This window comes from Rhodoferax sp. (assembly GCF_039922535.1).
Taxonomy (GTDB): Bacteria; Pseudomonadota; Gammaproteobacteria; order Burkholderiales; family Burkholderiaceae_C; genus Rhodoferax_B.
Map to the genome: position 1 here is coordinate 21410 of NZ_JBDTEM010000291.1, position 10756 is coordinate 32165.

Annotated in this window: 11 protein-coding genes; 1 reads left to right on the forward strand and 10 read right to left on the reverse strand. The window is 65.0% G+C overall.

All coding sequences use genetic code 11. The annotated features are described in order from the left end of the window. Positions 1 to 72: 72 nt before the first annotated feature. Positions 73 to 852, reverse strand: coding sequence for a hypothetical protein (locus tag ABI213_RS13645; protein WP_348008239.1), 780 nt, complete (start codon positions 850 to 852; stop codon positions 73 to 75). A gap of 116 nt (positions 853 to 968) precedes the next feature. Here ABI213_RS13645 and ABI213_RS13650 point away from each other — a divergent pair, with 116 nt between their 5' ends. Next, positions 969 to 1700 carry a helix-turn-helix transcriptional regulator gene (locus ABI213_RS13650; protein ID WP_348027527.1) on the forward strand — a complete coding sequence of 244 codons (732 nt, stop codon included), beginning with the start codon at positions 969 to 971 and terminating at the stop codon, positions 1698 to 1700. Here ABI213_RS13650 and ABI213_RS13655 read toward each other — a convergent pair. From ABI213_RS13655 to ABI213_RS13695, 9 genes are all read right to left on the reverse strand, one after another. Further along, a complete protein-coding gene (locus tag ABI213_RS13655) occupies positions 1681 to 2943 on the reverse strand; it encodes an FIST N-terminal domain-containing protein (RefSeq protein WP_348008241.1) in 1263 nt (420 codons plus the stop codon). The two genes, ABI213_RS13650 and ABI213_RS13655, sit on opposite strands and share 20 nt — an antisense overlap. A 76-nt stretch (positions 2944 to 3019) precedes the next feature. Beyond that, on the reverse strand, positions 3020 to 3721 hold the full coding sequence (locus ABI213_RS13660) for a PhaM family polyhydroxyalkanoate granule multifunctional regulatory protein (RefSeq protein ID WP_348027529.1): 702 nt from the start codon (positions 3719 to 3721) through the stop codon (positions 3020 to 3022). Positions 3722 to 3874: 153 nt separating this feature from the next. After that, complete coding sequence (locus tag ABI213_RS13665) at positions 3875 to 4345, reverse strand: copper chaperone PCu(A)C (RefSeq protein ID WP_348027531.1); 471 nt, start codon at positions 4343 to 4345, stop codon at positions 3875 to 3877. Positions 4346 to 4365: 20 nt separating this feature from the next. Next, positions 4366 to 5778, reverse strand: coding sequence for a PepSY domain-containing protein (locus ABI213_RS13670; RefSeq protein ID WP_348027533.1), 1413 nt, complete (start codon positions 5776 to 5778; stop codon positions 4366 to 4368). A gap of 8 nt (positions 5779 to 5786) precedes the next feature. After that, positions 5787 to 6344, reverse strand: a complete 558-nt coding sequence (locus ABI213_RS13675) for a YcnI family protein (protein WP_348008245.1) — start codon at positions 6342 to 6344, stop codon at positions 5787 to 5789. 29 nt (positions 6345 to 6373) lie between these two features. Continuing rightward, positions 6374 to 8698 carry a TonB-dependent receptor gene (locus ABI213_RS13680; RefSeq protein ID WP_348008246.1) on the reverse strand — a complete coding sequence of 775 codons (2325 nt, stop codon included), beginning with the start codon at positions 8696 to 8698 and terminating at the stop codon, positions 6374 to 6376. A gap of 79 nt (positions 8699 to 8777) precedes the next feature. Then, entirely contained in the window at positions 8778 to 9149 is a 372-nt protein-coding gene (locus ABI213_RS13685) for a hypothetical protein (protein WP_348008247.1), read from the reverse strand. A 30-nt stretch (positions 9150 to 9179) separates the two neighbouring features. Continuing rightward, complete coding sequence (locus ABI213_RS13690; RefSeq protein WP_348008248.1) at positions 9180 to 9578, reverse strand: TonB family protein; 399 nt, start codon at positions 9576 to 9578, stop codon at positions 9180 to 9182. A 22-nt stretch (positions 9579 to 9600) separates the two neighbouring features. Next, positions 9601 to 10575, reverse strand: a complete 975-nt coding sequence (locus ABI213_RS13695) for a fumarylacetoacetate hydrolase family protein (RefSeq protein WP_348027535.1) — start codon at positions 10573 to 10575, stop codon at positions 9601 to 9603. Between the last annotated feature and the right edge of the window lie 181 nt (positions 10576 to 10756).

The following is a 10756-nucleotide window of genomic DNA, read 5'->3' on the forward strand; positions in this document are numbered from 1 at the left end:
TTTTGAACCAAATAGGGCGCTGGCGCAGATTCTATGTGCGCCAGCAGCTATTAAAAATAGAGCAACCAGAATTTACCGGACCACCGCGTCCTGCGGGCGTTGCGCACCATTGTGCATAGCCGTGCGTGACGGCAGCGCGGCCAGCACGGGCCAGGCCGCCAAAGCAGCCACGGCGTGCTTCAGGCTGTGGCCCGACACCCAGCCACCAGTCCAGTCAAACACGCTGTGGTCGCCCAGCTCCAGCAGCTTGGCCAAGGCGTACACACCCATCACCCCGCCCAGGCGGATGCCCCAGGCACTGGGCAGCGGCTTGTACACGGCCAGGCACAGCAGCAACAGCATTGCACCCCCTTGCAGCACGGCCCAAGGCAGCAGATTGCCGGTGGCAGACCAAACCGCGACCGACAGCGGCCCCCACAGCAGCACCGCGCCTGCCGTCCACAGGCCTGCCCGGTCACTGCTGCGGTCGGCTACGGCCAGCCCCAGCAGTCCGGCAAACGCGGCCACCATGCCAAAACGGTCCAAGGCCAACCGGGTGTCGTCGGGCTGCCAGTGGTAAATGCTGGAGCACAGCGCGGCCACCAGCAAACCCGCAAAAAACAAGGCCGCCAGTCCGCGCTGCACACTGGGCGGCTGGCGTTGGATGGCCCACAGCCCCCACAGGCCGCCCACGGCAAACGGCAGGTTGCTCAGCACGTCCATGGCGTTGGGCAGGCACCACCAGGCCCGCTGGTCGGCAAACGCGTGGTAGTGGGCCTGCTGGGCGACGGCGGGGCCGCAGCAGGCGGCCACGGCGGCGATGGCTACGGCCCAGAGCAGGGGGGCCTCTAGGCGGGTCAAGGGAGATTTCACGGTGGCATCCTTTCCAAAAATGGGATGGCGTGAGTGTCTGCACGCAGGCGTTTTCGACGCGGCAATTTCAGACTTCTGCCACATTTCTATACGCGAAGTATCCATAATCGATACCCATGAGCACCACCGCCGACCTCGTCACCGCCCTCAAAAAAGAACTCAAGACCGCGCAGATGACCTACGCCGACCTAGCCACCAAGCTGGGCGTGGCCGAGTCCAGCGTGAAACGCATGCTGGCCAAGGGCGACATGCCGCTATCGCGCGTGGATGCCATTTGCCGCGCCCTGAAGCTGGATTTTGCCGAACTGGCCCGCCGCGTGGCCGACGCCCAGCCGCTGCTGGCCGAGCTGACACAGCAGCAAGAGCAGGCCGTGGTGGCCGACAAAAAGCTGCTGCTGGTGGCGATTTGCGTGCTCAGCCAGTGGACGCTGGAGCAGATCACCACCCACTACCGGCTGAGCGAGGCCGAGTGCATCACCTGCCTGGCGCAGTTGGACCGCATCGGCATCATCGAGCTGCGCCCGCTGAACCGCTACCGTCTCAAGCTGGCCAAAGCCTTTCGCTGGCGGCCGCACGGGCCGGTGATGCAGTTCTTCCGCGAGGACGTAGTGCTGGACTACTACAGCGGTGGTTTTGACGGCCCTGGCGAGGGCCTGCTGCTGGTGCACGGCTCGGTCAGCCGCAGCCTGGCCCCGCTGTTTCTGGAGCGCTTGCAGCGGGTGGCGCAGGACTTTGCGCAACAGCACCTGGCCGACCAGAAGCTCCCCGAGGAAGCCCGCGAAGCCTACACGCTGGTGCTGGGCATGCGGCGCTGGGAGTTTGCGGCGTTTACGGCGTTACGTCGGTAAACACCGTCAGCACGCCGGTGTAGCCGTACAGGTTTTGCCGAGCGATCTCACCGGCGGCAAAGAAACCCACCAGCGGTACGTCACCCAGGGCGCGGCGCACGATTTGCAGCTCGGCACTGGGCCCGCCAAAGTGGTTGCCACCCCGGCCGGTACAACTCACGTAGATGGCACCAGCAATGCGCCGGGCCGGGTGCGGGGCAGATTCGGCCTCGGGGGCGGCGAGTGCGGTGGCCAGCTCCATCGATAGCTCCTCGGGTTCCAGCTCTTCGCGGATTTCGGCGCAGACGCGCACCAGATCGGCCTTGGCCGCAGCCATGTTGCGCTGGCAAAACGCCAACCGGGTACCGACCTCTACGTGGTCGCCTATCGCCACACCTTTGCGCGTCGGGTCCAGGCCGATGATGTGGCGCACCACGACGTCGCTGCCGAAATGGGCGGTGCGTACCGGCGCGTCGCCCACGGTGGCGCGGGTCAGGCCGACCAGCGTGGCCCGTACGCGGCCCAGCGCCTCTTGTGGGTGCTCCAGGTCCACGCCCAGGTCGGCCAGCAACACAGCCAGCGCGGGCTGGCCGTCCAGTTCCAGCACCAGGTTGGCATCGGACGCGGTGACCACGCGGTTGGCGGTAATGGGCTGGCAGCCCTGCGTGACGCGCGACACCAGCGACACGCCGGGGCCAAACGCCACACCGCTCAGGCCGCCGCTAAACACGCCGCGCGCTGCGCCGTGGCCTTTGATGTTGCCGTTGCCGCCCACCGCAAACTGCACCGAGCGCGACCGGCTGGAGGCCAGGCCACCGAACAGGTAACCGGTGTCGGTGCGGGCCGCCATCTCGGCCACCAGCTCGGTCAGGTCGGGAGTGTTCGCATCGGCGTGGACCAGGGCGGTGTGGGCCTCGAAGCCCAGGCCCAGCGGGGCCACGCCGGAGAACACGCGGTACTGGTCGGCGGGCAGGTCGCACAGCATCACGCTCAGGGCCGGTTCGTCAAAGTACTCGACGTTGTTGGCGCAAATGCCGATGCCTACCGTGCCCGACCAGTCGGTGACCTCGGGCAGCTCGCCGCTGAGGTGGTCCAGGATGTCTTGCGCCACCGCGCCGTAGTGGTCGGTGATGTAGAGCAGGCCCAAGGTGGGCGCGCTGGCGTAATCGGGCAGGGCCATGTGGGCGCGCAACTGCGCCAGCACCAGCCCGGCGGCCATCCGCCAGTCGGGGTGGGTGGCATGGCCGTGGGGAAAAAGTTGCATGGCGGCCTCCGTAAATATCAATGGCACTTGCGCGGCCCTGGGTGCAGTGCTCCCGAGGTCGGACAAGCTGGGTGGGTTAGCCCGCGTGCTTTTTAGCCGCCGCCTTCTTGGCGGGGGCTTTTTTAGCCGGGGTCTTTTTGGCGGCAGGGGGCTGGGTGGCATGGGCCTTGGGGCCAGCGGGCGGCACCACGGTCTTGCGCGCGGCTTTGGCGATTTCGCCAACGCTTTTCATCGCCTCGGCGGCAAAGTTGGTGGCCAGGTTTTTGCTCTTTTCCAGCGCCGCCTGGGTGTTGGCATCTTTCAGGGCGACACCGGCGATTTGCTGGAACTGCTCGGTCAGCGAACCCCACCACTTCAGCGGATCGACCACACCAGGCGCGGCCGGTGCATCGGCGGCGGCGGCGGGTTCTGGGGCTTTTTCGACCGGCTTTTCGGCGGCTTTGGCGGCAGCTGGGGCCGGTTGGGCGGCCTCGGGTTTGAGCTTGAAGGCGCTGGCCAGGTCGCCCATGCTGAAGTTCATACCCTTCAGGGTGGCCAAGGTCATTTTTTGCACCTCCAGCGCCTGGATGGTGGCTTTCAGGGCCACGGCATTTTGGTCCAGCCAAAACTGCACGGCTTTGAGCTCGGTGATGCGCTTGTCCAGCTCTTCCACGCTCAGGGTGGGCGCGACCCAGCCGCCCATGGCCGGGGCGGCGGGGGCCGCACCTTTGCCCAGGTTCTGCAAAAAGTCAAAACCGGGTACGAATTTGCTGAAATCAAAGGCGGGTGTATCGCTCATGGTGTCTCCTATTTTTGGGGGCTGTACGTTGTCCGCACAGCTTACCCCAATGAAGCCAGTACGTATCTACGCATATCCCGCTGGTGCGCAAATGGCCCCCACGCCAAGAACCCCTGGAACCGGCTCAAGCGGGCCACAGGGTGCACCAATCCTTCAGTGCTTGTGCGCGGCCATGCCGTTGGGCGCGGTGGTGGCCACCGGCAACTTGACTTCCAGCTTGCTTTCCACGCCCTTGGCATCCTTGAACACCAGGGTCATGGGGATGGTGCTGTCCTTGGGCAGCGCGGCCTTCAGGTCCATCAGCATGACGTGGTAGCCGCCGGGGGTCAGGGCGACTGGCTTGCCTGCGGGCAGCTCCAGGCCATCGGGCAGTGCGCGCATGCGCATCACGTCGCCGTCCATCTTCATTTCGTGCACCTGGGCCACACCAGCGACGGGGGTGGACACGGCGACCAGCCGGGTGGCTTCTTTGGCGGTCAGGGTCATGAACGCGCCAGAGGCCTTTTGGCCCTGCACACTGGTGCGGGCCCAGGCATCTTTGATGTCCACGTTTTGGGCATAAGAACTTTGAACAAAAAGGCCGCTGGCGCAGGCCAATGCTGCGGTGATAGCTATTGATTTCATGGTATTTACTCGGTTCAAGGTTAAGACAAAACGGTTTTCAGTGCCGACACGCGCGAGATCAGCAGCCAGTCCAACAGCAGCACCGCCAGCAGCACACCACCGGCCAGGGGAAAAGCCAGGGCGGTCAACAGCATGACCACCGCGCCACCCTTCCACAGCGGCGCTTGGGCGGGCACGCTGGGTGCGGCCAGGCGGCCACTGCCTTGGGGGCGGCGCATCCACCACATCACGATGCCGCTGGCGCACAGCGTGATGACGGCCAGGCAAAAGAGCACGTTGGCGCAGGCGCTCCACAGCCCCACATCGCCCTGGTGCAGCGCAATCCCCACCGCCATGGCCTTGGCCACGGGGGCGTAATCCGCATAGCCCACCTGCGCCAGGATGCGCCCCGTATAGCGGTCCACGTGCACAAAGCGGTCGTGGAAGGGGTTGTGCAGGTCACCGCTCATGGTGTCGGCCGAGATGGAGTACACGCCGGTGGCATCCTGCGGCACGTTGATGTGGTACTGCCCGGCAAAGCCCAGGCGCTGGGCCAATGCGGCCACGCCGTCCAGATTGACGGCTTCACCGGCATGGATGCCGGGGGTACCGGCCGACGAGCCGGACACGGGCAGCGGCGTTTGCTCCAGGCCCCAGGGCACGTCGTGCAAGCCGCCACTGTTCAGGCTGGCGTGGGTAGCGTCCGAGGTCGGCACGGCATCCCACTTGCTCGCCGGGAAAGTGCTCCAGGGTTGCACCAGCTTGGCCCCCCACACGCCGGTCCACGACATACCGGTGAGCAAAAACAGAAACAGTACCACGCTGAGCCAAAAGCCCAGGCTGGCGTGCAGCGACTTCCACCACTTGCGGCCCTGGGCCTGCCAGTCGGGCACCAGCACCTCGGACCAGCGGCTCTGCTGGCGTGGCCAGAACAGGTACAGGCCGGTGACGATCATCACGATGCCTAAACCGGCAGCCACTTCGACAAAGTAGCTGCCGGTGTCACCCAGCAGCAGCTTGCCGTGGATCTTCTCGGCCCAGGCAAAGACGGTGCTGTCTTTGTTCACCACCTTGAGGACCTCCGCCGTGTAGGGGTTGACGGCCACGGCATCGGTCACGCCGTCGTGCACCATCAAAAACCAGCTGGGCACGTCGGGCGTTTTGGGGGCGATGTACTCCTTGAGTTGGGCGGTCGGGAACTGCGCCAGCACGGGCCTTGCCTGGGCCGTCACCGCCAGGGCCTGGCCCTGCGGCACCACGTAGGTGGTCATGCCCAGGCGATTTTGAAACCCGGTAAAAAACACCATGACCAGACCGGTCAGGGCCAGCATCACCAGAAACGGCACGACGTACAGCCCGGCGTAGAAGTGCCAGCGCCAGGCCAGGGCATAGAAGCGGGAGGCACCGGGTGGGCCAGGTGGACGGTTGGGGTTGGGGTTGGGGGTGGAAACCATGGCCAACCTCAGTGCATGTGGCCGCCGACGTGGTCGGAGGGGATGATTTCCAGCATCGCCGCAGGCGATTTCAGATCGTGCGCAGATGTGCCGGGGGCAGGGATTTCGGCCCAGTCGGTGCTGCCTTTTTCGCAGGTTTGCAGCACCTTGAACCACATCGCACCGCCCTCACCACCGGTGGCCGGCAGGCTGCCGCGCAGCACGAACTCGTCGAAATAGGCATCGGGCAGCGCGTTGCCCGGGGCGGCGGTCCAGGTGATGCTGGTCACGCCTTCGGTGATTTGCTTGCCGTGGTCGTCAAACGGTTTGTCCAGCTTGCCCACGGTGGTGGACAGCACCCAGCCCGCCTTGGGCATGGGCTTGGCACCCTGGAAACCCGCGGGCACAGTGACGCGGATGGCCGTGGTGGCCGAGCCGTTGCAGCCGTGGCCGACGCGCAGGGCCGCGCTGTAGCCGGTGTTACCCAAAGCCGCCGAGTCGGCCAGAACAATATGGGCAAAAGAGGTGCTGGCGCATACAGATACTGCGCAGGCAGCTACTATTTTAATAGCAAATGAGAATTTCATGGTAGTGGCTCCGTTTCAGGGTTAAAAGCTTAAAGATCGAATTTCAGCTCGGCGGTATAGCTGCGCTGCGGGTAGTTGTGGAAGTTCCAGTACTGGTAGTTGTTCAGGTTGTCGATGCCCAGGGCGGCGGCCCACTGTCGGCTGACCTGGTAGCGCACCCGCAGATCGGTGGTGAAGTACTTGCTGACCCCCTGGTAGGTGAAGCCGTTCACGTCGGCATTGTTCAGCGTGCGGTACTGGGCACCGCTGTAGCGCGCGCCGTAGGTGACCGTCCAGCGCTCGTTCACCCGGTAACTGGCCAGCGCGGTAGCGCGCCACTTCGGGATATTGGGCTGCTGCTTCCCGATGGTGTCGCCGGGCACCGCCACGAAACCAGCGTTCTCCTTGACCACCGAATCGGCGTAGGTGACGCTGGCATTGAAATCCAGACCCGTCTTGACGACATCGTTGCCGCTGTAGGCCACCTCCAGCCCATTCGTCTGCATACGCCCAACGTTCTGCACCCGGCTGATGTTCTTGTTGGCCACGCTGTCAAACGTGGTTTGCGAATACAGCGCGTCGTGCGTGTCTTCGGTGAAGAAGGTCAGGCGCAGCAAGGCGTTGCCCAGATCTTTCTCGGCCGACAGCTCAGTAGTCCAGGATTTCTCGGGTTTGAGATTCGGGTCGTTGATGTACTGCGAATTGGTGGTCGATGTCGCGCCATACAGCTCGCTGACCGTAGGCATGCGCACCGCCCGACCGGTAGAGGCCTTGAGCACCGTGTCGCTCGCCCACTGGTAAGACAGGGCGGCCTTGGGCGAGATGGCGTTTTCGCTGCGCTGCGGAAAGGCCAGCGTGCTACTGGCCGAGAAGGCGGTCAGGCCGTCGGAGGCGCGCCACTGCTCCGCCCGCGCGCCCAGCACCGTCTTCCAGCGTGGCGCGAAGGTCCAGGCATCCTGCGCGTACAGGCTTTGCAGCTGGGTCTTGCCTTGCACATTGCTGGCCAGGCTGCCAGCAGCATCGCTCTGCCAGTTGCCAGCGATGTTCGACGTCAGGCTTCGCAGTTTGTAGTGGTCGAGTTGCCAGCCGAAGTCCACGATGTGCGGGCCCTGGATACCGGCCGGACGCCAGATGCCCTTGAGCGCCAGGTTGTTCCAGCCGGTGCCGCTGCCGTCGGCAACCGTGCCGGCGCCCCCGTTGATGGCGCTCGGGTAGGTGTTGCTGGCCGCGTTCTGGCGCTTGTCGTCTTTTTGGTAGTCGAACAGGCTGGCGGCGACCTCCCAGTCCCATACGCCCTGGGTATGGCTTTTCACCGACAGACCGTGCATCACCTGCGTCAAGTTGTCGTTGGTCAACGCAAAGTCGGCGCCAGTCAGCGCCGCGAACGACTGCCCATTGATATTCACCACGCCACCGTATACCGCCTGGCCGCTCGCATCGTGCAGATACGACTGCGGCCGCCCCTCCGAGGTGTTTTGCCACACGCCCAGGGTGTAGCTGGCGCGCAGCGTAGGTGTGATGTCGTAAGCCAGCTTGGCCTTGAAATGGTCTTGCAGGGTGTGGTACTGGGTGCCGGTGCCAAGGATGGCCCAAGGTGCATTGGTATTGCTGGCCCCCGCCACGGCCCCGGTGACCGGCGTGCCCGCACTGCCCGTGGTACCGCTGCCCAGCAGCCGGGTGGCATAGGTCAGCGGCTGGCCCTGGCTGTCGGAGTGGCTGAAGTTCAGCAGCCAGGCCCAGTCGCCCGCTTTGTTGCCCACCGAAGCGCTGGTTTCCCAGCTGCGGTAAGTGGTGTGGCTGTTGTACAGATCGAAGGGCTGGTCGGTGTAGCCGACTTTGGCGTGCACCTCGAACCGGGTCGGCATGCGGGTCACAAAATCCACCACTGCGCCCACCGAGTTGCCCGGATACGCGGCGGAAAACGGGCCGTACATCACGTCTACCCGCTCGATTTCTTCCGGCGTGACCATGCCCCAGCGCGGCGCAAAGGTGGCACCGTTGCCCAGGTAGTTGGACAACAAAATGCCATCGGCATACACCGCCGAACGCGCGCTATTGCCGGTGCCCGAAGCCCGGCTGGACAGCACGGCATGGTTGTAGTCGCCGATATAGCGTTTGCGCACCAACAAGCTGGGCAGGTATTTGAGAGCGTCTTCGCTGTCGGTGGCATTCACGGTTTGGTCGATCTGCGCGCGGGTCACACCCTCCATGGTGGTGGGGATTTGGGTCGGCAGGGAGGTCGGCTGGCCGCTGTTGACGGTGACCACGCCGAGCGATTTGACCGGTACGTCGTCGGCAGTTTGGGCTCCGCTGCGGGTGCAATAGGACGCAGGAAAAACCATGGCCAGCGCCATGGCCATACGGGATAAACGCATGTAAAAACCTCTAAAAACTAACAAGAAATAGGCTTCTAGCGCAGACAGTGCCTGCGCTAGAAGCTACAAATTAGATAGCTCAGAGGAACGTGGGTGGCCCGCGCGCCGGCAGCGGCGCAGCGGTCAAAAAGGCGATGTGCGCAGCCGGAATGGTGCGCAGCACATACGACAAGGGCTGGACCGGCTCGACCCACGGGCCAGGACCTACCGGCGGCGGTGCGCCCGCGGTAATGCACAGCGGGCAGTCGCCCATCTGGCTGACCACCTGGGTGCTGCCATCGGGTGCGGTGACCAGCAGCTTGACGGACCCGCCGCTGGAGCACACCAGCTCCATGGCCTGCGGATGGGTCAGCGGCGACGCAATCGCCACGCCCAGCGACAGCGCAAAACACAGCAGCACCCAACGCGCCAGGCGGCGGGCAAAGGTGTGGGGATTACGCAGGAAGTGCATGGCCGGATTATGGGCGACGGATTGCCGGGTTTACCGGGGCCGGTCGTAGAACTTGAAGGTCATGGGGGCAACCACGGTGACTGGCAAGGCCACGCCGTTTTCGCGGTAAGGGACAAAGCGCAGTTCACGCAGGGACTGCAGCGCCGACGCATCCAATAGCGGGTTGTCACTGGTTTGTGCCACCCGGGCACGCAGCACCTTGCCGTCAGCGGCCACTTCCGCCTCCAGCACTACCGTGCTGTTACGCGACCGGTCACGCACCAGATCCACCGCGGGCAACGGGATCTTCGGCACCCAAGGGCTGGTGCTGAGCATGTCATCGAAACGCACCTGCTGCTCGGGCCACGGGGCTTCGGGTGGGGCTGAGGCACAGCCGACCAGTACCGCCGCGACGGCGGCCAGCACTCCACGCACTAAAAAACTTCGCATGCAAACTCCTGAAAATAAACGGTTACCGGGGGGCGATCTCTTGGTCAATCGCACCGAACAGGCTCAGCCCATCCTGGCCTTTCATCTCGATGCGCACGGTATCGCCAAACTGCAAATAGCCGGTACTGGCCTGGCCGCTGAGCTGGGTTTCCATGGCGCGCTTTTCGGCAATGCTGTGGTAGCCCTTGGGCCACTGTGCCTTGCCTTTGGTTCCCGTGCCCGCATTCGCCACCGGGCCAGAGCCGACGACGCTGCCCGCCCGCACAGCCCGCGTGGCGCACAGGTGGGCGATGAGCTGGCCGAAGTGGTGCTGCATTTCGGGCCCGGCATCGCACATACCGACCTTGCGGCCGTTCCAGTGGGTGTGCAGCGGCAAATCGACCCGGCCTTTGTCCCAGGATGCACCCAATTCATCCAGCGTCACCGCCACCGGGCTGAACACCAGGGTGGGCGCGCTCTGCACCCAGCCCACGCCTTTGGCCAGCTCGGCCGCCTCCAGGCTGCGCAGGCGCACGCTGTTGGTCAGCACCAGCAAGCGCACGCCGTCCAACGCCTGCGGCGGGGTCGCGCCCTGCGGCACGTCGCCAGTGATGGCGGCCAGGCCGGCACCAAAGTCGATGCCCAGCGCCTCGGAGGCGCAGCGCAAGGGGTCGCAGGCCCCGGCAAAGTTGTCGCCACTGCCCGGGGCCAGCGCCGGGCCGACCCCGGCCTCGCGGGGCTGCAGCAGGCTGGGGTAGGCCTGGCCTTCCACCACCTGGTAGGCGCGCGGCAGCGGGGCCAGGCACTGGCGCGGGTCAAAGGCAAAGCTGTGGCGGGCGCGGCCCTGGTTCAGCGCGTCCGACAGGTCTTGTAGCTGCGGGCTGAGGAAGCTCCAGTCGTCCAGCACCTGCTGCAGGCGGCTGGCCACCCCGGTCGCATAATGGGCCGTCGCCAGGTCGCGCGACACCACCACGAGTTGGCCGTCGCGCGAGCCGTCTTGGTAAGTGGCCAATTTCATACGGGAGTCAGACGGTGGATGGGGATGAAGCATTGCATAGCCCGACGAGTTTAACGAAGCGCTCCCTGCCCCTGCTGGCCACCGCCAGCGCCGTGCTGCTGGCCCATCTGGCGCTGCTGCACAGCCTGCCCACGCTGCTGAAGGTCCAGCCACCCACGGTGGTCCGCACACTCACGACCCG

Bases quoted from the DNA above. Each gene is read 5' to 3' on its own strand.
- ABI213_RS13650 (WP_348027527.1), top strand. From the start codon at position 969: ATGAGCACCACCGCCGACCTCGTCACCGCCCTCAAAAAAGAACTCAAG.
- ABI213_RS13655 (WP_348008241.1), bottom strand. From the start codon at position 2,943: ATGCAACTTTTTCCCCACGGCCATGCCACCCACCCCGACTGGCGGATG.
- ABI213_RS13660 (WP_348027529.1), bottom strand. From the start codon at position 3,721: ATGAGCGATACACCCGCCTTTGATTTCAGCAAATTCGTACCCGGTTTT.
- ABI213_RS13665 (WP_348027531.1), bottom strand. From the start codon at position 4,345: ATGAAATCAATAGCTATCACCGCAGCATTGGCCTGCGCCAGCGGCCTT.
- ABI213_RS13670 (WP_348027533.1), bottom strand. From the start codon at position 5,778: ATGGTTTCCACCCCCAACCCCAACCCCAACCGTCCACCTGGCCCACCC.
- ABI213_RS13675 (WP_348008245.1), bottom strand. From the start codon at position 6,344: ATGAAATTCTCATTTGCTATTAAAATAGTAGCTGCCTGCGCAGTATCT.
- ABI213_RS13680 (WP_348008246.1), bottom strand. From the start codon at position 8,698: ATGCGTTTATCCCGTATGGCCATGGCGCTGGCCATGGTTTTTCCTGCG.
- ABI213_RS13685 (WP_348008247.1), bottom strand. From the start codon at position 9,149: ATGCACTTCCTGCGTAATCCCCACACCTTTGCCCGCCGCCTGGCGCGT.
- ABI213_RS13690 (WP_348008248.1), bottom strand. From the start codon at position 9,578: ATGCGAAGTTTTTTAGTGCGTGGAGTGCTGGCCGCCGTCGCGGCGGTA.
- ABI213_RS13695 (WP_348027535.1), bottom strand. From the start codon at position 10,575: ATGAAATTGGCCACTTACCAAGACGGCTCGCGCGACGGCCAACTCGTG.